Here is a 20,874-nt window from a genome sequence, read left to right on the forward strand (position 1 = left end):
GTTATCGCTGTCCTTCCGCCCTCTTGACAGCGCCGAACCAAGGGGTAGCTTCAACCGCCACCGGCTGTTTGTGTTCGGACGTGTGGATTCACGGTGGATCTACGGCGGCCGGCATGAACACCTATCCCCGCCACCGATCACGGCCCTTGGGCGCAGCGCACCTCTTCCACGCAGGAGGCACAATGTCCCGTCCCCGCTCGCAAGCCGAGTACCTCGCCCGACTCGTACCCCCGTCCGTCGCCGGCCTGAACCGCCGCTCACTGCTGGCCGGCGCGGCCGGCGCGGGCGCGCTGCTCGGCACGGGACTGCTCGCCGGCTGCGGCTCCGACTCCGACTCGGGCGGGGACGCGAAGACCGTGTCGCTCGGGTCGAACCAGTCGGACCCGAAGCCGAAGGACGTCATCGCCAAGGTGATGGACGGCTTCAAGACCTCGTCCGGGGTCACCGTCAACATCAACACGGTCGACCACAACACGTTCCAGGAGAACATCAACAACTACCTGCAGGGCAAGCCGGACGACGTGTTCACCTGGTTCGCCGGCTACCGGATGCGGTTCTTCGCCGCCAAGGGCCTGGCCGGCGACCTGAGCGACGTCTGGGGCAAGCTGTCCGGCTACTCGGACGCGTTCAAGAAGGCGTCCACCGGCGACGACGGCAAGCAGTACTTCGTGCCGGCGTCCTACTACCCGTGGGCGGTCTTCTACCGCAAGTCGGTGTGGCAGCAGCACGGCTACCAGGTGCCGAAGACGCTGGACGACCTGAACGCCCTCGGCGCGCAGATGAAGAAGGACGGCCTCAACCCGATCGCCTTCGCCGACAAGGACGGCTGGCCGGCGATGGGCACCTTCGACATCCTCAACCTTCGGATCAACGGCTACCAGTTCCACGTCGACCTGATGGCCGGCAAGGAGGCGTGGACCTCCGACAAGGTCAAGAAGGTCTTCGACGCCTGGGCGGGGCTGCTGCCGCTGCACCAGCCGGACTCCCTGGGCCGGACCTGGCAGGAGGCGGCCCAGTCGCTGCAGCAGAAGAAGAGCGGCATGTACCTGCTCGGCCTCTTCGTCGCGCAGCAGTTCAACAACGACGAGCAGGACGACCTGGACTTCTTCACCTTCCCCGAGGTCGACTCGACCATCGGCGCGAAGGCCCTGGACGCCCCGATCGACGGCTACATGATGGCCCGCAAGCCGAAGTCCGAGGCCACCGCCAAGAAGCTGGTGGAGTACCTGGGCTCCAAGGACGCCGCGAACATCACCGTCAAGAACGACCCCAGCACGCTGGTCGCCAACACGGGCGGCGACACGGCCGGCTACACGGCCCTGCAGAAGAAGGCCGCCGAGCTGGTCGGCTCCGCCACCGAGATCGCCCAGTTCCTCGACCGGGACACCCGGCCGGACTTCGCCTCGACCGTCATGATCCCGGCGCTGCAGCAGTTCATCAAGGACCCGAAGGACATCAGCGGCCTGCTGACCAGCATCGAGAACCAGAAGAAGTCCATCTTCACCAGCTGACGGCGGAAAGGGGGAGGACATCGTGTCCGACCTGCCCCTGGTCCAAGCGGACCGCGCCGTGCCGCCGCCGGCCGCGACCACCGCCACGCGTGGTCGCGGCCGCCGGCTACGGCTCCTGTCCGGCACCGACCGCGTGGTGATCACGCTGATGGTGCTCGTGCCGCTGCTGCTCGTGGTGGCCCTGGTCTGGCTGCCGGCGCTGGCCACCGTGGCGCTTTCCGGCACCAACTGGGACGGCATCGGCCCGCTCGCCGACATCGACTGGGTCGGCCTGAAGAACTACGACGACGTGGTGAGCATCTACCCGCCGTTCGTACCGGCGATCCAGAACAACCTGCTCTGGCTGGCCGCCCTCTTCGTGGTGGCCACGCCGTTCGGCATGTTCCTCGCCGTGCTGCTCGACAAGGAGCTGCGCGGCAGCCGGTTCTACCAGACCGCCCTCTACCTGCCGGTGGTGCTCTCGCTGGCGCTGATCGGCTTCGTCTGGCAGCTCATCTACAGCCGCGACCAAGGCCTGCTCAACGCGCTGCTCGGCACACACACCGACTGGTACGGCGACCCGAACGTCAACATCTGGGCGGTGCTCTTCGCGGCCGGCTGGCGGCACGTCGGCTACATCATGCTGCTCTACCTGGCCGGCCTGAAGGGCGTCGACCCCTCCCTGCGCGAGGCCGCCGCCGTGGACGGCTCCTCCGAGGTCAGCACCTTCTTCCGGGTCGTCTTCCCGGTGCTGCGACCCATCAACATCATCGTGCTGGTGGTGACGGTGATCGAGTCGCTGCGCGCGTTCGACCTCGTCTGGGTCATCAACAAGGGACGCAACGGCCTCGAACTGATCTCCGCGCTGGTCACCGCGAACGTGGTGGGCGAGGCCAGCCGGATCGGCTTCGGCTCGGCCCTGGCCACGATCATGCTGGTCGTCTCCCTGGTCTTCATCACCCTCTACCTGTTCACCGTGATGCGGGAGGACCGGCGATGAGCAGCGCGACCCTGACCCGTGACCCCGACACCGCGGCGCGGCCCGGCCGCCGCCGGCCGCTGCGGCCCGCCCGGGTGGTCCTGCACGTCTTCCTCGCCGCGGTGGCGGTCGGCTGGCTCTTCCCGATCCTCTGGGCGGTGCTGACCTCACTGCGCTCGTACCAGTACACCGCCACCCACGGCTACGTCTCGCTCGGCGGCTGGACGTTCGACAACTACGTCACCGCCTGGCGGACCGCCGAGTTCGGCAAGCACTTCCTCAACTCGGTCTACATCACGGTGCCGGCCGTGCTGCTGACCCTCTTCCTCGCCTCGTCCGTGGCGTTCGTGATCGCCCGGTTCAGCTGGAAGTTCAACATCGCCCTGCTCGGCCTCTTCACCGCGGCGAACCTGCTGCCCCAGCAGGCCCTGCTCATCCCGCTGTTCCGGATGTTCACCGAGGTCCCGCTACCGGCGTGGATGAGCGACTCGGAGCTGCTCTACGACAGCTACTGGGGGCTGATCCTGGTCAACGTCGCCTTCCAGTGCGGCTTCTGCGTCTTCGTGCTGAGCAACTACATGAAGGCCCTGCCGCACGAGCTGTACGAGGCCGCGATGGTCGACGGGGCCAGCGTCTGGCGGCAGTACTGGCAGGTGACCATGCCGCTGTGCCGGCCGGCCCTGGCCGCGCTGGCGACGCTGGAGGTGACCTGGATCTACAACGAGTTCTTCTGGGCCACCGTGCTCATGCGCACCGGCGACAAGTTCCCGGTGACCAGCTCGCTGAACAACCTGCGCGGCGAGTTCTTCACCGACAACAACCTCGTCTCGGCCGGCTCCGTGCTGGTCGCCATCCCCACCCTGGTGATCTTCTTCCTGTTGCAGAAGCAGTTCGTCCGGGGCCTCACCCTGGGAGCCAGCAAGGGATGAGCATCGTCCACCTGCGCCGCGCGCGGACCAGCCTGGTGCTCGACGCGCGCGGCCCCGGCCTGCCCCGGGTCGTGCACTGGGGCGCCGACCTCGGGCCGCTGCACGCCGCCGACCTGCCCGCGCTGGTCGACGCCACCGTCCCGCCGGTGGTGCCGAGCAGCTTCGACGCGCCGACCGTGCTGTCGCTGCTGCCCGAGCCGAGCGCCGGCTGGAGCGGCCGGCCCGGCCTGGCCGGGCACCGGGACGGCCGGGACTGGTCGACCGCCTTCCGCCTGGCGGGGATCGACGTGGCCGACGACGCCCCGGAACCGGGCCACGTGGCCGGGGGCGGGGAGGCGGTGCGCGTATCCGAGCAGGCGCGGGACCGCGACGGGGCCGGTGCCGCGCGAGTGACCGTGCGGGCCGCGGACCCGGGCGCCGGGCTGTCGCTGACCGTCGAGATCACCCTGACCCCGGCGGGGCTGCTCACCGTGCGGCACCGGCTGCGCAACGACGGCGACCGGCCCTACGAGGTACGCGAGCTGACGCCGGTGCTGCCGGTGCCGGCGGTCGCCACCGAACTGCTCGACCTGACCGGGCGCTGGTGCCGCGAGCGCGCGCCGCAGCGGCACCGGTGGCCGATGGGCGCCTGGGTGCGCGAGGGACGGCACGGGCGGACCGGTCACGACGCCACCCTGCTGCTGGTCGCCGGCACCCCCGGTTTTGGTTTCGGGCACGGCGAGGTGTGGGCGGTGCACACGGCGTGGAGCGGCGACCACGTCACGGTCGCCGAGCGCCGGCCGACCGGCGAGGCCACCCTGGGCGGCGGTGAGCTGCTCGCCCCCGGCGAGATGCTGCTCGGCCCGGGCGAGGAGTACGCCACTCCCCTGCTTCACGCGGTGCACTCCGCCGACGGGCTCGACGGGTTGAGCGACGTGCTGCACACCCACCTGCGCGCCCGCCCGGAACACCCGCGCGGCCCGCGCCCGGTGACGCTGAACGTCTGGGAGGCGGTCTACTTCGACCACGACCTGGACCGGCTGACGGGTCTCGCCGACCGCGCCGCCGAGGTGGGCGTGGAACGCTTCGTGCTGGACGACGGCTGGTTCCGCGGCCGGCGACACGACCGGGCGGGGCTCGGCGACTGGTGGGTGGACGACGAGGTCTGGCCGGGCGGGCTGCAACCCCTCATCGACCACGTCCGCAAGCACGGCATGCAGTTCGGGCTGTGGGTCGAGCCGGAGATGGTCAACCCGGACTCGGACCTGTTCCGGGCCCACCCGGACTGGGTGCTCCAGGCGCCCGGCCGGCTGCCGCCGGAGTGGCGGCACCAGCAGGTGCTGGACCTGGCGCACCCGGACGCGTACGCCCACCTGCTCGCCCGGCTGGACGCGGTGCTCAGCGAGCACGACGGGATCGCGTACCTGAAGTGGGACCACAACCGGGACCTCACCGAGGCCGGGCACGGCGGCCGGCCGGGCGTGCACGCGCAGACCGTGGCCGTCTACCGGCTCCTCGACGACCTGCGTGCCCGGCACCCGCAGGTGGAGATCGAGAGCTGCTCCTCCGGCGGGGCCCGGGTGGACCTGGAGATCCTGCGCCGCACCGACCGGGTCTGGGCCAGCGACTGCAACGACGCCCTGGAGCGGTTGTCGATCCAGCGCTGGACCGGCCTGCTGCTGCCGCCCGAGCTGATCGGCACCCACATCGGACCGGAGCGCTCGCACACCACCCACCGGGTGCACGACCTGGGCTTCCGGGCGGTCACCGCGCTCTTCGGCCACCACGGCATCGAGTGGGACATCAGCGGGATCAGCGCGACCGAGCGGATCGAGCTCGCCGCCTGGGTGGCGCTGCACAAGCGGCTCCGCCCGCTGCTGCACGGCGGCCGGGTGGTCCGCGTCGACCATCCGGACCCGGCCGTCCAGGCTCACGGCGTGGTCGCCCACGACGGCTCCCACGCGGTGTACGCGGTCTCCCGCCTGGCCACCTCGGCGGCGCAGGTGCCGGGCGCGGTGCGGCTGCCGGGGCTGGACCCGGCGCGGCGCTACCGGGTCCGGCCGCCGGCCGGGGTGCCGGAGCCGGCCCTGCTGGAACTGGTCCCGCCGGCGTGGCTGGCCTCGGACGACGGAGTGACGCTGAGCGGGTCGGTGCTCGGGTCGGTCGGGTTGCAACTGCCCGCGCTGCACCCCGAGCAGGCGTTGCTGCTGGAGGTCACCGCGGCGGGCTGAGGACCGCTCAGCTCGGCGGCCGGAAGGGGCTCGAAACTTCCGGCCGCCGAGCCGTCCGCATCCGGCACGCCCACCTCCGTGGCGTGCGCTGCCGCGCCCCGGACTTCCGGAACTTCTTGACTCCGTGTCGGCGGCCAGCAAATACTTGCGCCGCCGACAGACCTTGACATTCATCGATGGAGAGGTCCGGCCGACCCACCACCACGAGGAGGGCACAGCCGCATGTGGAGCAGAACACCGTCGACGCGGTCCCTGGCGGCGGGACTCGCCGCGGCCGCGCTGGTCGCGGCCGGTAGCGTGGCCGTCACGCTCACCGCCACGGCCGCACCGGCCCGGGCCGCCGCCTGCAACGGGTACGTCGGGCTCACGTTCGACGACGGCCCGTCCGCCAACACCCCCGCCCTGCTCACCGCGCTGCGGCAGAACGGGCTGCGGGCCACGATGTTCAACGAGGGCCAGTACGCGGCCGCCAACCCGGCCCAGGTGCGGGCGCAGGTCAGCGCCGGGATGTGGGTCGCCAACCACAGCTACACGCACCCGCACCTGACCCAGCTGAGCCAGGCGCAGATCGACTCCGAGGTCGCCCGTACCCAGCAGGCCATCGCCAACGCCGGCGGCGGCACGCCGAAGCTGTTCCGCCCGCCGTACGGGGAGACCAACTCGACCGTGCAGTCGGTGCTGGCGAAGTACGGCCTCACCCAGATCATCTGGGACGTCGACTCGCAGGACTGGAACGGGGCGAGCGTCGACGCGATCGTGCAGGCCAACGCCCGGCTCACCAACGGCCAGATCATCCTCATGCACGACTGGCCCGCCAACACGCTGGCGGCGATCCCCCGGATCGCGCAGACGCTGGCCAGCCGCGGCCTGTGCGCCGGCATGATCTCCCCGCAGACCGGCCGCGCCGTGGCGCCCGACGGCGGCGGGGACGGCGGCGGCGGGGGTAGCTGCACCGCGACCCTCTCGGCCGGGCAGCAGTGGACCGACCGCTACAGCCTCAACGTCTCGGTGTCCGGCTCCAACACGTGGACGGTCACCATGAACGTGCCCTCCCCCGCTAAGATCATCGCCACCTGGAACGTCAACGCCACCTGGCCCAACGCCCAGACGATGGTCGCCAGACCGAACGGCAGCGGCAACACCTTCGGCGTCACCATCCAGCACAACGGCAACCGGACCTGGCCGACCGTCTCCTGCGCGGCCGGCTGACCCGGAAATTTCTTCCCGGCGGATGTCGAGAAGCGGGGTGGCAGCTTCTACCGGAGGGTGAAAGCACCGACAATCGGTGCTCGGGCGTGAGGAGCAGACCGTGAAGTACATGCTGCTGATGCAGTTCAGCGCCGCCGGGACCGACTTCCCCTCGATCGACACCTGGACGCCGGAGGAGATCCGCGCGCACATCGGGTTCATGGGCGAGGTCAACGCGAAGCTCGTCGCCGACGGGGAGTTCGTGCAGGCCGAGGGCCTGGGTGGGCCGCAGCAGGCACGGATCGTCCGGGCCGGCGAGAGCGGCGCGCCGGTGGTCACCGAGGGGCCGTTCGCCGAGACCAAGGAGTTCCTGGCCGGCTGGTGGATCGTCGACTGCGAGACGCCGCAGCGGGCCGTGGAGATCGCCGCGCACATCTCCACCGCGCCCGGGCCGGGCGGGCGGCCGCTGAACATGCCGATCGAGGTGCACCCCGTCATGTCGGCACCGCCGCAGGAGATGTGAGCTCTGGGCGTACCGGACCACACCGTCGAGGACCTGCTGCGCGAACTGGCGCCGCAGGTCCTCGGCGTGCTCGCCCGCCGGTTCGGTGACTTCGCCACCGCCGAGGACGCGGTGCAGGAGGCGTTGCTGGCCGCGGCCACCCAGTGGCCGGCCGAGGGGCTGCCGGACCATCCTCGGGGCTGGCTGATCCAGGTCGCGTACCGCCGGATGATCGAGCTGGTCCGTGGCGAGGCGGCCCGCCGGGACCGGGAGGACCGGGCGGCCCGGCGCGGTGGTGACGACCGGCGGACCGCGCCGGCCGCCGACGAACCGCTGACCGCGGACCGGGACGACACCCTGGTGCTGCTCTTCCTCTGCTGCCACCCGACGCTCTCCACGGCGTCGGCGATCGCCCTGACCCTGCGGGCGGTCGGCGGGCTCAGCACCGCCGAGATCGCCCGCGCCTTCCTCGTCCCCGAGGCCACGATGGCGCAGCGGATCAGCCGGGCCAAGCAGCGCATCAGGTCCTCCGGCCTGCCGTTCCGGATGCCCGCCGAGGAGGAACGGCAGACCCGGCTGGCGGCCGTCCTGCACGTGCTCTACCTGATCTTCACGGAGGGGCACACCGCGAGTCTCGGCGACGACCTGCGCCGGGTGGACCTCTCCGAGGAGGCGATCCGGCTGGGCCGCGCCATGCAGGCGCTGCTGCCCGACGACAGCGAGGTGGCCGGGCTGCTCGCCCTCATGCTGCTCACCGAGGCCCGGGCCGCCGCCCGGACCGGCCCGTCCGGCGAGCTGATCTCCCTCGCCGAGCAGGACCGCTCCAGGTGGGACGCCGCCGCGATCGCCGAGGGGACCGCGCTGGTCACCCGGGCGATGGCCCGGGGGCCGGTCGGGCCGTACCAGCTCCAGGCCGCCATCGCCGCCCTGCACGACGAGGCACCCACCGCGGAGCGGACCGACTGGCCGCAGATCCTCGCCCTCTACGAGGTGCTGGAACGGCTGACGGAGAGCCCCGTGGTGTCGCTCAACCGGGCGGTGGCGACCGCCATGGTGCACGGCCCCGCCGCCGGGCTGGCCGCCCTGGCCGCGCTGGCCGCCGACCCCCGGTTGACCGGTCACCACCGGCTCGACGCGGCCCGGGCCCACCTGCACGAGATGGCCGGTGACCCGGACGCGGCGGCGGCGCACTACCGGGCCGCCGCCGGCCGCACCACCAGCCGGCCCGAACACGAGTACCTGCTGATGCGGGCCGCCCGGCTGGCGAACCGGGGCTGAGCCGCGCTACCGGAGCCGGCGCAGCACCACCCCGAGCAGGCGGTCCGTGGTGACGTACCCGGTCTGACGGGAGTCGAGCGAACGCGGCGGGTTGTCACCGAGCACCACCACCCGCCCGTCCGGCACCCGGGTGCCGGGGGCGCCGCGCAGGGCGGCCACGGTGTCGCGGGGAATCGGGTCGCCGGGTACCGCCGCCACGCGCTTGATGATCCACTGCGGCGGCCCGGGGGCCGGGTCGCGGGAGACCGGCGCGGCCGGGCGGGGCCGGCCGAACCGGCTGAGCACCACAACCTGACCGGTGCGCAGGGACGCCGCGGCGACCCGCCGGACCAGCAGGCGCTCACCCGGCCGGTACGTCGGCAGCATGCTCTCCCCGTCCACGGTCACCGTCACGTACCGGCGGCGCAGCCACCATCCGGCGCCGAGCAGCCCGACGGCGGCCAGCGCGCCGGTGAGCGCCGCCCCGGTCACCGGCGGACCGCCGTGGGGTGCCCGGCGCGGGCGGCCGCCGGTTCGTCGTCCCGGTAGCCGGCGGCCTGCTGGGCGAAGAGGCGCGCGTAGGTCCCGTCCGCGGCCAGCAGGGCGGCGTGCGGGCCCTGCTCGACCACGACGCCGCCGGCCAGCACGACGATGCGGTCGGCGTCGCGGACCGTGCCGAGCCGGTGCGTGACGATCAGGCTGGTCCGGCCGGACCGCAGAATCCGCAGGCGCTGGTGGACCTGGTGCTCGGCGTCGGCGTCCAGTCCCGCGCTCGGCTCGTCGAGGATGAGCAGATCCCGGTCGCGGCGCAGGAACGCGCGGGCCAGCGCCAGCCGCTGCCACTGACCGCCGGAGAGCGGCACCCCGGCCGCGAGCGTGTCCGGATCCTCCACGTCCCCCGGCGGCTCGGCGTCGAAGGCCCGGCCGAGCAACGTCCGGTACCCGGCCGGGAGGGCGGTGACCACGTCGTGGACGCCCGCCTCCCGGGCCGCGTCCTCGATCCGGGCCCGGTCGCCGACCGCCGCCAGGTCGCCGACCACGATGTTCTCCTCGGCGGTCAGCTCGTACGCCACGAAGTCCTGGAAGACGGCGCCGATCCGGGCCCGCAGCGCCTCGGGTGGCACGTCCCGGATGTCCACCCCGTCCCACCGGATGCTGCCCCGGGTCGGGTCGTAGAACCGGCACAACAGCTTGATCAGCGTGCTCTTGCCGCCCCCGTTGGGCCCCACCAGCGCGACGGTGGCCCCGTGCGGGATGACCAGGTTCAGCCCGCGCAGCACCCACGGATGGTCCGGGCTGTACCGGAACCAGACGTCCCGCAGCTCGATGCCGGAGCGCAGGGCGGGCAGGGCCCGGGGCCGGGACGGCGTCGGCAGGTCCGGCTCGGCGGTCACCACCCTCACGAAGTGGTGGAACGTGAGCAGGTGCTCGTACGCCATCACCCCGGCGGCGACCAGGGTGGTGAGCGCGGCCTGCACGCCGGCCACCGCCGCCACGAACATCGACACGTCGCCGACGCCGAGCCGGCCGCCGGCGGCGGCCAGCACGGCCCAGACCAGGCCGCCGCCGGCCACGACCGCCGAGCCGGCGGCGAGGCCGCCCTGCACCAGCAGTTCCCGGCGGTCCGTGCGGCGCCGCGCGGCGTTCGCGGTCCGCGCCTCGGCGAGCATGCGTCCGCGCAGGAAGCCACCGAGGCCGAAGAGCCGGATCTCCTTGGCCGCGTCCACCGTGGACAGCTTGTGGGCGTAGAACAGCTCGCGCCGTTCGACCGGGCCGATCCGCCAGAGCATCCCGACCCGCTGCCGGGACAGCCGCAGCTCGATCAGGAACGCGGGCACCGCGGCGAGCACCAGCACGAGCGTGAACGCCGGGCTGATCAGGGCCAGCGAGCCCACGAAGCCGGCGACGGTGAGCACGCTGCGGGCGGCGGACAGGGCGCTGTCGACCAACCGGCCCGGATTCGCGGCGCTCTGCTGCGCGAGCCGCAGCCGGTCGAGGAACGCCGGGGTCTCGAAGCGGGCGAGCCCGGCGAAGCGGGACACGGCGGCGAACAGTTCGTCCTTGCCGCGCAGCGCCGCCCGGCGGTCCACCTCCGCCCGCAGGTACTGGCCGGCGTGTCCGGCCACGGCGGCCGCGGTGCCCACCGCCGCGATGGCCAGTCCCAGGCCGAGCAGTGACGCCGCGCCGGCCGGCGCCGCCAGCCGGTCCAGGGCCGCCGCCGTCAACCAGGCCAGGGCGATCGGCGTACCGGCGCCGATCAGCGTGACGGCCAGGTAGCCGAGGACGGGTACCCGGGCCGCCCGCCAGACCATCCCCGCCGCCCGCACGCCGGAGCCGGCCAGCGCACGGGCACCCGGTGTCCCCGGCTCCCGGCCGCCGGTCACGCCGGCGTCCCGACCGGCAGGCCGGAGACCCGAGGCAGCACGGCGGTGAGGATGCCGCCCTCGCCCAGCACGCAGAACAGGGGGTACGCCTGGACCCGGAACGCGTCGGCGACCGGCGTCCGGGCGGTCTCGACGACCACGTTCGCCACCGGGTTCAGTGCCGCGACGAGCTCCGCCGGGTCGCCGGACCGGGCGCTCACGACCGCCAGCACCCGCTGCCGGTCCTGGCCACGGGCCCAGGCGAGGAGCTCGGGCAGTTGCTCACGGCAGCCGCGGCAGTCCGGGGACAGGAACGCGACGACGGTCGGTTCGGCGAGCAGGTCCCGGGCGACCGGCAGGCCGTCCACGCTGGTCGCCGTGAAGTCGTCCACCACGTCTCCGGCGGACGGGCCGCGGGCGTCCGCGCCGGGGGCGAGGGTGCGGGTGGCGCCGACGTACTCGTAGAGCGCGTCCAGCAGCTTGGTGTGCTCGCGCAGCCGCCGGATCATCCCGAGGGCCAGCAGCAGGTTCAGCGCGCCGAGCGCGCCGACGAGGAACAGCGCCGCGATCAGGTAGGGCATGGTGCACCGCCTTGTCGATTGGGCCGGCCGGGTACGGCGGCGAGGGTGGGGCGTGCCCGGCGGCGGTCCGATCCGCCGCCGGGCACAGTCGGGCGATGCCGCTCAGCAGTAGTACTGGCTGGACGACGAGGTGAAGCAGGAGCCGCAGTTGCTGGTGCCGTTCGGGTAGTAGCAGCAGTACCGCCAGCTGTCGCGGCCGCAGCAGAAGTAGTCGCAGTCGGTCGCCCGCGCCGCGGTGTGCGGGACCACCAGTCCCAGCAGTCGATCGGCGACGGCGTTGGTCAGCTTGCTGACAGTGCGCATCGGACCCTTCCCTTCGTTGTCCGGTCCTGACGCGCGGCCGGGTCGCACCCCGCCGCGTGGACGGCACGGCACCCCCCGTACGCCCGGATGTCCGGTCGGCCTGCCCGGCCGCGCCCTCCCACGATCTGCCGCCGGGTCGAGGCGATTTCTTAACAGTTCCTTGGCCCCCGGCCCCGACGGTGCTGAGATGGAGCCGGCCGGAGGACATCGACACCGGTGATCCCGGCGCTGACCGGCGGGGGCGGGAGACGGCGTGGAGATAGCTCTGCTCGGCCCGGTGGAGATCCGGGCGGCGGACCGGGCGGTCGACGCCGGTCCCCGGCAGCAGCGGCACGTGCTCGCCGTGCTGGCGGCCGAGGTGGGCCGCCCCGTCACCCTCGACCAGCTCGTGGACCGGGTGTGGGACGAGGCCCCGTCCGGCGCGCGGCAGACCCTCCAGGTCTATCTCACCCGGCTCCGGCGGCTGCTGGCCCGGGCCGCCCCGGACGGGGCCGCGCCCCTGGCCCGCCGCTCCGGCGGCTACGTGCTGGACCTCGGGCCGGACCGGGTCGACCTGCACCGGTTCCGCGATCTGCTCGACCGGGCTCGCGGGCGGTCCGACCAGGAACAGGCCGCACTGCTGCGCACCGCGCTGGAGTTGTGGGCGGGCGAGCCGCTGGCCGGACTGCCCGGCGGCTGGGCGGAACGGATGCGGCGCGCCTGGCGCCGCCAGCACCTCGACACCCTGGTGACCTGGGCCGACCTGGAGCTGCGGTGCGGCAACGCCGGCGCGGTGCTCGGCCCGCTGACCGAGGCGGTCGGCGAGTTCCCGCTGGTCGAGCCGCTGAGCGCCGTGCTGATGCGGGGTCTGCACCGGGCCGGCCGGACGGCCGACGCGCTCACCTGCTACGCGGAGCTGCGGCACCGGCTGGCCGAGGAGCTGGGCACCGATCCCTCGCCCGAGGTGCGGGAGACGTACCGGGCGATCCTGCGGACCGACGCGCCGGACGGGGCGCGCATCGCACGGCGGCCGGTCCGGCACGTCCCCGCGCAGCTGCCGGTCGACTCGGCCGGCTTCGTCGCCCGGGGGCGCGAACTCGCCTGCCTGACGGACGCGCTCGACGGCGGCGGCGAGGGAGCAACGGCCACGACGGTCGTGGTCCTGTCCGGCACGGCGGGCGTCGGCAAGACCGCGCTCGCCGTCCACTGGGCACACCGGGTCCGGGACCGCTTCCCCGACGGACAACTGCACGTGAACCTGCGGGGCTTCGACCGCAGCGGTGACCCGATGGACAGCGCGGCGGCGGTCCGGGTGTTCCTCGGCGCGCTCGGCGTGCCGGCGGAGGGCGTACCGGCCGAGCCGGAGGCCGCGACCGCGCTGTACCGGACGCTGCTGGCCGACCGGCGGGTGCTGATCCTGCTGGACAACGCCCGGGACGCCGCCCACGCCCGCCCGCTGCTGCCCGGCGCGGCCGGCTGCCTGGCGCTGGTCACCAGCCGCGACGACCTCGCCGGGCTCGTCGCGGCCGAGGGCGCGCGGCCGGTGCACGTCGGCCTGTTCGATCCCGACGAGGCCCGGCAACTGCTCGCCCGCCGCCTGGGCGCGCCCCGCGTCGCCGCCGAACCCGAGGCCGTCGAGGACATCGTCGCCCTGTGCGCCGGGCTGCCGCTCGCCCTGACGGTGGTGGCCGCCCGCGCGGCCACCAAGCCGACCTTCCCGCTGGTCCGGTTCGCCGCCCAGCTGCGCGCGGGCCGCCTCGACGCCCTGGCCGCCGGGGATCCGATCACCGACGTCCGCAACGTGTTCTCCTGGTCGTACCGCTGGCTCAGCCCTCCGGCGGCCCGGCTGTTCCGGTTGCTCGGCCTCGCCCCGGGCCCGGACGTCGCGGCCCCGGCCGCGGCCAGCCTCGCCGGTCTCCCCGCCGGGCCGGCCCAGCGACTGCTGGCCGAGCTGACCCAGGCGCACCTGGTCACCGAGCACCGACCCGGCCGGTTCCACCTGCACGATCTGCTCCGCACGTACGCCGCGGAGCTGACCGCCCGGCACGACCCGGAGGCCGACCGGTCCGCCGCCGTGCACCGGATCCTCGACCACTACCTGCACACCGGTGACGCCGCCGCGGTCCTGGTGGAGCCGCACCGGGACCGGGCGGTCCGGACCCCGCCACAGCCGGGCGTGCGGCCCGAGCCGCTGCCGGACGAGGGGACGGCGCTGGACTGGTTCACCGCCGAGCACCAGGTGCTGCCGGCCGCGGTCCGCCTCGCCGTCGACGCCGGGTCCGACCGGCACGCCTGGCAGCTGGCGCGGGTTCTCGCCGGCCCGCTCGACAACCAGGGACGCTGGCCGGACCTGGTCGCCGTGGCACAGCTGGCGATCGAGGCGACCCGGCGGCTCGACGAGCCGGCCGAGCAGGCCCGGGCCCAGCGCTTCCTCGGCCGGGCGTACGCCTCGCTGCGCCGCTACGCCGAGGCGGAGGCCGCGTACCGGTCGGCGCTGGAGTTGTACGCGCGGCTCGGTGACCCGGGCGGCCGCGCCGCCGTGCACTTCGCCCTCGCCTGCCTGGCCGAATCCCGGCAGCGCTGGGCGGCGATGCACGAGCACGCGGCCCAGACGCTGCGGTTGTACACCGATGCCGGGTACGAGCCGGGCATCGGCCGGGCGCTGAACCTGCTCGGGTGGGTGCACGCGTTGGCGCGGGACTTCGACGAGAGCCTCCGCCACTGCCACCAGGCGCTGGCCCTGCAGGAGAAGCTCGGCGACCGGGTCGGGCAGGCCGCCACCTGGGACAGCATCGGCTACGTGCACCACCACCGCGGTGAGCACGAGTGCGCGGTCGACTGCTACGAGCGGGCGCTGGCGCTGTACCGGCGGTGCGGCGACCGGTACAACGAGGCCGACGTGCTGGCCCATCTCGGCGACACGCACCGCGCCGCCGGCCGGCACGACGCCGCGCGGGCCGCCTGGGGACAGGCCGAGCAGATCTTCGACGACCTCGGCAACGCGCGGGCGGAGGCCGTCCGCGCCCGGCTGGCCGACGCGGACCCGGTCCAGGTCGCGCCACCGGCCCGGGCCTGACCGCCATCGATGCTTGCCCCCGGGCCACGGCGGTGGCGATACTGACGCCCGGAGCACGCCGCGCCCGTCGGTCGGGGGAACGATGTCGTATCTGTCAGTGGGGCTCGTGGCGACGCTGTGGTGCGTCTTCGCCGCCTCGGCGTGGAGCAAGCTGCGCAGCCGGGCGGCCCAACGGGCGTTCGCGGACTCGCTCCGGCCGCTCCCCCTGCTGCCCGGCCGGCTGGTCGGTCCCGCCGCCGCGGCGGTGACCGGGGCCGAGGCGGCCATCGTGCTCGGGCTGGGCTGGTCGCTGGTCGCGGCGCTCGCCGGCTGGCCCGGCGCCCGCGCCGTGGCCACTCTCGTGCTCCTGGTCACCAGCCTGCTGCTGGCCGTCCTGACGACCGGTGTCGTCCTCGCCGTGCGCCGCCGCACCGGGGCCCGCTGCGCCTGCTTCGGCGCGGCCGAGCGGCCTCTCGGCCGCCGGCACGTCGTCCGCAACGGCCTGCTGCTGGCCGGTGTCGCGGTGGGACTGGTCGACGCGATCGTCGGGTCGGCGCACCGGCCGGCGCCGGCGGGCGCGGCCGTCGCCGTGCTGGCCGGAGTGCTGGGCGCGGCGGTCCTGATCCGGCTGGACGACCTGGTCGAGCTCTTCCTGCCGATCGGCACCGCACCGCCGGCGGCACCCACCCACCACGAGACGTGACCCGCGATCACCCGGTGGGCCGGATCCGCACGGACCCGGCCCACCGGTGGTGCGTCGGCGCTCAGCTCGCGGTGCAGGTCACCGCGGGGATCGCGTTGGTGCCGTTCCAGCTGCCGAGGAAGCCGAACGAGGTGCTGGCTCCTGCGCCGAGCCGGCCGTTCCAGTCCACGTTGCGCGCGGTGTACGCGGCGCCGCTGTTGCTGACGGCGGCGTTCCAGGACTGGCTGACCGCCTGGCCGTTGGCGAACGTCCACTTCGTCGTCCAGCCGCTGATCGCGGCGGCGCCCGCGGTGACCTTGACCTCGCCCTGGAAGCCGCCCTGCCAGGAGTTGACGATGGTGTAGACGGCGGTGCAGCCACCGCTCGGCGGCGGGGTGGTCGGGCTGCTCGTCGGGCTCGGGCTGGTCGTCGGGCTCGTGGTCGGGCTGGGTGACGTGCCGGCGTAGACCGATGCCTCGCGGGCGGTGGCCCTGATGCCGTTGGCGCCGTTGAAGATCCGCTGGCCCCAGGTGGTGAGCTGGTTCGGGTCGAAGTTGGTCACCATGTCGAGGTACTCGACCCCGCCGCCGTTGCCGCTCCACGACCAGCCGAGATAGCCGATCCCGTTGGCCTGGCTGTAGGCCAGGATGGTGTCCTCGTCCGGGTTGCCGTCGGAGTGGTTGAAGCCGAACTCGCCGACCACGATGGGCAGGCCGGCCGTGCGGAACCGGCCCAGGTAGTCGGTGATCTCGGCGGCGGTGTCGAAGACGCCGTACATGTGGATCGAGAAGACGGTGTTCTTCTGCGGGTCGGCGGCGAAGACCGAGGCGGCGTTGTCGCGCATGGTGAACGACCAGTCCTGACCCCAGTTCGGGGCGTCCACCATGATCGTGTGGGTCAGTCCGCCGGTGCGCAGCCGCTTGATCGCGTTCGCCGTGTCGGTGGCCCAGGTCCCGTAGCCCTGGTTGCCGTACGGCTCGTTGCCGATGTTGACGATGACGTACTTCTCCTGGCCCTGGAGGGCGCCGGCGATGCTGAGCCAGTAGTCGACCGCCCGGTCCAGGGTGATCGCACCGCTCTGCTCGCCGTACCCGGTGGTGTCGTGCACCTCCAGGACGCAGATGAGCCGGTTGGCCCTGCAGAGCGAGATGACGTTGGAGACGTCGGCGGCGCTGTTCCTCGCCCAGCGGTCGCCGCTGGCCAGCACCACCCGCACGGTGTTCGCGCCAAGCGCCTTGATGTCGGCGAACGAGCTGGTCTGCTGCGGGTACCAGGTGTGCGCGTGGTTCACCCCGCGCATGACGAACTCGGTGCCGTTGGCGTCGTAGAGCCGGCCGCCGGAGACGGAGAAGCCGGCGGCGGCGTGCGCCGGCTGCCCGAAGGCGAAGACGGCGGCGAGGACCGTCAGCAGGGCGGCGCCCGCGACGGAGAGCGGTTTCTTCATGGCTGTCCTCAGGGAGGTGTCCCCCGTGCCCAGGTGGGGTGCGGTGATGGTGACGAGGGGCGTGGCGGCTGAGCCCGGCAGCCGCCGCCCGACTCCCGGCGGACGCAGGCATCAGCGTAGGGCGATGGATCGCGGAAGGCAACCGGTTAAGCAGATCGGCCGTACGGGGTGGCGGCCTGCGGCGGCCCATGTCGCCTCGGGCCGCCGCAGGGGCAGTCATCCCCACCACGGGATAATGCGCCACCGGGTCTGAACCGGTTAAGCCGGACTGTAAGCAGCATCCCCGCCAGCGTCAAGACCATCCACCGTCGAAGCGGACACCAGGGTTGACCGCCGCTGCGCGGGGTATCCGAGGACGATCCGCCCGGAAGGAGCTGTGCCATGGTCAACGTCGGCTACACCCTCATGTGCGAACAGGCCGGACCCAAGCAGCTGGTCGACCATGCCGTCCGCGCCGAGGCCGCCGGCTTCGACCACCTCGTCATGTCCGACCACTACTACCCCTGGCTGGACTCGCAGGGCCACTCCCCGTACGCGTGGTCGGTGCTCGGCGCCGTCGCGCACGCCACGAGCCGGGCCGAGCTGATGTCCTTCGTGACCTGCCCGATCCGGCGCTACCACCCGGCGGTGGTGGCGCAGAAGGCCAGCACCGTCGGGGTGCTCTCGGACGGGCGGTTCACCCTCGGCCTCGGCGCCGGGGAGAACCTCAACGAGCACGTGGTGGGCGGCTGGCCGCACGTGCAGCAGCGGCACGAGATGTTCGAGGAGGCGCTGCAGATCATCCGGCCCCTGCTCAACGGCGAGACGCTGACCTTCTCCGGCAACCACTTCGACGTGCCCGACGCCTACGTCTGGGACCGGCCGGAACGCCCGGTGCCGATGGCCGTGGCCGCTTCGGGCCGGCAGTCCGCCACCCTCGCCGCCGAGTACGCCGACGCCATGATCGCCACCGACCCGCTCCCGCACCTGGTCGAGATGTACGAGGACGCCGGCGGCGCGGGCCGCCCCCGCTACGGGCAGGTGGCCATCTGCTACGGCCCGGACGAGGCCGAGTGCCGCAAGATCGTGCACGACCAGTTCCGCTGGTTCGGCCTCGGCTGGAAGGTCAACGCCGACCTGCCCGGCCCGGACGCCTTCGCCGCGGCCACCCAGTTCGTCCGCGAGGAGGACGTGGCCGAGGGCATCTCCTGCGGGCCGGACGTGGACCGGCACGTGGCGGCGTTCAAGAAGTTCGTCGACGCCGGGTTCACCCACGTGGCGCTGGTCCAGGTCGGCGCCGACAGCCAGCCGATGTTCCTGGACTGGGCTCAGGAGGAGCTGCTGCCCCGGCTGCGGGAGCTGTGACCGGCCCCGCCGTCCGGTCCTCGCCACCGGGGCGCTTTGGGCCGGTCGAGTTGCGGCTCGCGCTGGCCGCGCCCCGTCCGGCCGCCGGCCTCACCAGCGAGTTCCGGCTGATCGACGGCCTGCGTACGCACACCCGCCGGTCGGCGGACCCGGGCGGCGACGCGACGCCGGTGGTGCTGGTGCACGGCCTCGCCGTCTCGCACCGCTACCTCACCCCGCTGGCGGTGGCCCTGTCCGCCACCCATCCGGTGTACGTGCCGGACCTGCCCGGCTTCGGGCTGACCGAGCGCCCGGGCACCGCGTACGACGTGAGCCGGCACGCCGCGTTCCTGGCGGAGTGGCTGGCCGCGTACCGGTTGGGGCCGGCCTGCCTGCTCGGCCACTCGTTCGGGGCGGAGGTGACCGCGGCGCTCGCGGCCCGCCGCCCGGAACTGGTCCGCGCGCTGGTGCTGGCCGGGCCCACCAGCGACCCGGCCGCGCGCTCCCGGCGCGGCCAGATCGGGCGGTGGCTGCTGGACACCCTGCGGGAGGCGAAGTGGCAGGCCCCGATCCTGCTGCGCGACGTCCTGGACGCGCGCCCACGGCGGGTGTTCGCCACCCTGTCCCACTCGGTGCGCAACGCGATCGAGGCGGACCTGGTGCGGGTCACCGCGCCGACGCTGGTGCTGACCGGTGCCCGGGACCCGGTCGTCCCGGCCGGCTGGCGCACGGAGGCCGCCCGTCTGGTCCCGGACGCCCGGACGGCCGCCGTGCCGGGGGCGGCGCACAACGTCGCCACCACCGCGCCCGGTCAGGTCGCCGACGCGATCCGCGACCTGCTGGCGCCCGTCCTGCAAAGGTGAGTCCATGCGCATCGGAAACACGGAGATCCGGCCCGTCGGCGGCGGCCTCGGCTGCCTGCTGATGATCCTCTTCTCGATCCTCGCCTCGGTCGTCCTGACCGTGCTGCTGAACCTGCTCGTCTGAACCGGCTCCGGCGGACGGGCCGGGCGCGGCTCAGCGGCGCAGGCCCAGCGCGGTCAGGATCTCGCGTACGGTGCGCCGGGCCGGGTCCAGCACGGCGCGGCGCAGCCAGCGGGCAGCCGGCGCCACGGTGGCCCGCCAGGCGGCGCGCAGGGCCCGCCCCACCGGCACCACGGTGTGCCGCCACACCCAGGCCAGGGCCAGCCCCAGCGGGCGCAACGTCACCCGGTACAGCGCATGCAGCACCCGGCCGGCGAACCGCCAGGCCCACACCAGCGCTGCCCCGACGACCCGGGTCACCCACCACAGACCCCGCCCCAGGAGGGCCAGCCCGGCGGCCAGCGCCCGGCCGACCGGAGCGAGCAGCCGGGCCAGCCACCGCAGCGCCGGCACCACCAGCTCCCCGAACAGCCAGGCCAGGGGGATCAGCAGCAGGTGCCGGGTCAGCCAGGCCAGGCCCCGGGCCAGCCACACCAGCGGCCGCCCGACCAGCGTCCGGAGCACCCAGGCCAGGGGCCGCCACAGCGCGTGCCGCAGCAGCCGGCCCAGCGGCCGCAGCAGCCAGCGCCACAGGAACCGCCCGATCGGGCCGAGCACGTAGCGCTGCGCCGCCCGGCCGGTCGCGGCGATCAGCTCCCAGAGCAGGCGTACCGGAAGCACGACGGCCAGGGCGACGGCGCGGGCGACGGCCGCGACAAGCGGCAGCTCGGCGGGGTCCCGGGACGGGTCGGGGCGAAGGGTGGACGGGCCGGTCACGGCGTCACCGTAGTGACCGCCGGCAAACCGTTCCGGTCAGCCGGGCGCCAGCGCCAGGTCGGCGATGACCGGGTAGTGGTCGGAGGCGCTGTCCGCGTCGCCGCCGCGGACCACCCGGACCGTGCGGGCCTTCGCGGCCAGCGCCGGGGTGGCGAGCAGGTAGTCCAGCCGCATCCCGGCGAACTCCGCCCCGCCGTGCCGGGTCGGCACGGTCAGCCCGGCCGCCTCGCCGCCGCCGGTGTGCGGCCACAGGTCGACCAGGCCCGCGTCGAGCAGCCGGGCCACCGCGCGGGTGTCGACGGTACGGCCGTCGCGGCGCAGGTGGCGCCGCCGGTAGCGGGGGTCCAGCCCGGCCAGCCGGGCGGTGTGGTCGGCGGCCGGCTCCAGGGTGTTCAGGTCACCGGCGAGCAGGGCGAGGTCTCCCCCGGTGCGCCGCACCGCCACCGCCAGCCAGTCGGCCTCCATCCGCCGCCGCCCGCCCGAGTACGGGTTCAGGTGGGTGCTGAACACGGTGAGCGGGCCGGACGCGGTGGCCACCTGGACGCGGGCGGCGGCGTGGTGGAACGGGCGGCGGAGCCGGCCGTTCCGGAGCACCCGCAGCGGCGGGCGGACCAGCACCGCCACCGGTTGCCCGAAGCAGGACCGGGCCAGGTGCGGCACCATGCCCACCCGCTCCGCCAGCCCGGCGAGCCCGCCGTCGGAGTCCAGGCCGCGCAGCTCCTGGAGGGCCAGCAGGTCGGGGCGCTGGTCGGCGACCACGGCGGCGATCCGGTCCCGGCGGTCGGTGCCGTCGCGGTCCCGCCCGCCGGTCCGGATGTTCCAGGTCATCACCCGCAGCATCGGCGCCCG

The 20,874-nt window shown here is 74.0% G+C and carries 18 protein-coding genes; 11 read left to right on the forward strand and 7 right to left on the reverse strand.

Annotation, left to right across the window (positions count from 1 at the left end):
• Window positions 1-182: 182 nt before the first annotated feature.
• From ABZW14_RS22140 to ABZW14_RS22170, 7 genes are all read left to right on the forward strand, one after another.
• The gene (locus tag ABZW14_RS22140) at window positions 183-1,511 is read left to right on the forward strand and encodes an ABC transporter substrate-binding protein (RefSeq protein WP_355349511.1); all 1,329 of its coding nucleotides are present in this window, start codon (window positions 183-185) and stop codon (window positions 1,509-1,511) included.
• Between the two features lie 22 nt (window positions 1,512-1,533).
• Complete coding sequence (locus ABZW14_RS22145) at window positions 1,534-2,490, forward strand: sugar ABC transporter permease (RefSeq protein WP_355349514.1); 957 nt, start codon at window positions 1,534-1,536, stop codon at window positions 2,488-2,490.
• On the forward strand, window positions 2,487-3,398 hold the full coding sequence (locus ABZW14_RS22150; protein WP_355349517.1) for a carbohydrate ABC transporter permease: 912 nt from the start codon (window positions 2,487-2,489) through the stop codon (window positions 3,396-3,398). The genes ABZW14_RS22145 and ABZW14_RS22150 overlap by 4 nt, the downstream gene beginning before the upstream one ends.
• On the forward strand, window positions 3,395-5,608 hold the full coding sequence (locus ABZW14_RS22155; RefSeq protein WP_355349520.1) for an alpha-galactosidase: 2,214 nt from the start codon (window positions 3,395-3,397) through the stop codon (window positions 5,606-5,608). The genes ABZW14_RS22150 and ABZW14_RS22155 overlap by 4 nt, the downstream gene beginning before the upstream one ends.
• A 222-nt stretch (window positions 5,609-5,830) precedes the next feature.
• A complete protein-coding gene (locus ABZW14_RS22160; protein ID WP_355349523.1) occupies window positions 5,831-6,817 on the forward strand; it encodes a polysaccharide deacetylase family protein in 987 nt (328 codons plus the stop codon).
• 109 nt (window positions 6,818-6,926) lie between these two features.
• On the forward strand, window positions 6,927-7,319 hold the full coding sequence (locus tag ABZW14_RS22165; protein ID WP_355349614.1) for a YciI family protein: 393 nt from the start codon (window positions 6,927-6,929) through the stop codon (window positions 7,317-7,319).
• Between the two features lie 3 nt (window positions 7,320-7,322).
• Window positions 7,323-8,576 (forward strand): sigma-70 family RNA polymerase sigma factor, encoded by a 1,254-nt coding sequence (locus ABZW14_RS22170; protein WP_355349617.1) that lies wholly within the window; start codon window positions 7,323-7,325, stop codon window positions 8,574-8,576.
• Between the two features lie 6 nt (window positions 8,577-8,582).
• Here ABZW14_RS22170 and ABZW14_RS22175 read toward each other — a convergent pair whose 3' ends face one another.
• From ABZW14_RS22175 to ABZW14_RS22190, 4 genes are all read right to left on the reverse strand, one after another.
• Window positions 8,583-9,047 carry a S26 family signal peptidase gene (locus ABZW14_RS22175; RefSeq protein WP_355349526.1) on the reverse strand — a complete coding sequence of 155 codons (465 nt, stop codon included), beginning with the start codon at window positions 9,045-9,047 and terminating at the stop codon, window positions 8,583-8,585.
• Window positions 9,044-10,939, reverse strand: coding sequence for an ABC transporter ATP-binding protein (locus tag ABZW14_RS22180; RefSeq protein WP_355349529.1), 1,896 nt, complete (start codon window positions 10,937-10,939; stop codon window positions 9,044-9,046). Before ABZW14_RS22180 ends, ABZW14_RS22175 begins: the two co-directional genes overlap by 4 nt.
• On the reverse strand, window positions 10,936-11,499 hold the full coding sequence (locus ABZW14_RS22185; RefSeq protein WP_355349532.1) for a hypothetical protein: 564 nt from the start codon (window positions 11,497-11,499) through the stop codon (window positions 10,936-10,938). The genes ABZW14_RS22180 and ABZW14_RS22185 overlap by 4 nt, the downstream gene beginning before the upstream one ends.
• A gap of 102 nt (window positions 11,500-11,601) precedes the next feature.
• On the reverse strand, window positions 11,602-11,802 hold the full coding sequence (locus ABZW14_RS22190) for a hypothetical protein (RefSeq protein WP_355349535.1): 201 nt from the start codon (window positions 11,800-11,802) through the stop codon (window positions 11,602-11,604).
• A gap of 253 nt (window positions 11,803-12,055) precedes the next feature.
• Here ABZW14_RS22190 and ABZW14_RS22195 point away from each other — a divergent pair, with 253 nt between their 5' ends.
• Together ABZW14_RS22195 and ABZW14_RS22200 are read left to right on the forward strand one after the other, a co-directional pair.
• A complete protein-coding gene (locus ABZW14_RS22195; protein WP_355349538.1) occupies window positions 12,056-14,857 on the forward strand; it encodes a BTAD domain-containing putative transcriptional regulator in 2,802 nt (933 codons plus the stop codon).
• 82 nt (window positions 14,858-14,939) lie between these two features.
• Window positions 14,940-15,539 carry a MauE/DoxX family redox-associated membrane protein gene (locus tag ABZW14_RS22200; protein WP_355349541.1) on the forward strand — a complete coding sequence of 200 codons (600 nt, stop codon included), beginning with the start codon at window positions 14,940-14,942 and terminating at the stop codon, window positions 15,537-15,539.
• 61 nt (window positions 15,540-15,600) lie between these two features.
• On the opposite strand, the gene ABZW14_RS22205 is transcribed toward ABZW14_RS22200, so the two are convergent.
• Window positions 15,601-16,962: a cellulase family glycosylhydrolase gene (locus ABZW14_RS22205; protein ID WP_355349545.1), complete on the reverse strand. Its 1,362-nt coding sequence runs from the start codon at window positions 16,960-16,962 to the stop codon at window positions 15,601-15,603.
• 381 nt (window positions 16,963-17,343) lie between these two features.
• Between ABZW14_RS22205 and ABZW14_RS22210 the strand changes: the two genes are divergently transcribed.
• Together ABZW14_RS22210 and ABZW14_RS22215 are read left to right on the forward strand one after the other, a co-directional pair.
• Window positions 17,344-18,306 (forward strand): TIGR03557 family F420-dependent LLM class oxidoreductase, encoded by a 963-nt coding sequence (locus tag ABZW14_RS22210; protein WP_355349548.1) that lies wholly within the window; start codon window positions 17,344-17,346, stop codon window positions 18,304-18,306.
• Window positions 18,303-19,148 (forward strand): alpha/beta hydrolase, encoded by an 846-nt coding sequence (locus tag ABZW14_RS22215; protein ID WP_355349551.1) that lies wholly within the window; start codon window positions 18,303-18,305, stop codon window positions 19,146-19,148. Before ABZW14_RS22210 ends, ABZW14_RS22215 begins: the two co-directional genes overlap by 4 nt.
• 154 nt (window positions 19,149-19,302) lie before the next feature.
• On the opposite strand, the gene ABZW14_RS22220 is transcribed toward ABZW14_RS22215, so the two are convergent.
• Together ABZW14_RS22220 and ABZW14_RS22225 are read right to left on the reverse strand one after the other, a co-directional pair.
• Entirely contained in the window at window positions 19,303-20,025 is a 723-nt protein-coding gene (locus ABZW14_RS22220) for a hypothetical protein (protein ID WP_355349554.1), read from the reverse strand.
• Between the two features lie 36 nt (window positions 20,026-20,061).
• Window positions 20,062-20,865: an endonuclease/exonuclease/phosphatase family protein gene (locus tag ABZW14_RS22225; RefSeq protein ID WP_355349557.1), complete on the reverse strand. Its 804-nt coding sequence runs from the start codon at window positions 20,863-20,865 to the stop codon at window positions 20,062-20,064.
• Window positions 20,866-20,874: the final 9 nt, after the last annotated feature.

Origin of the sequence: Micromonospora sp. NPDC004551, assembly GCF_040609975.1 — a bacterium.
Taxonomy (GTDB): domain Bacteria; phylum Actinomycetota; class Actinomycetes; order Mycobacteriales; family Micromonosporaceae; genus Micromonospora.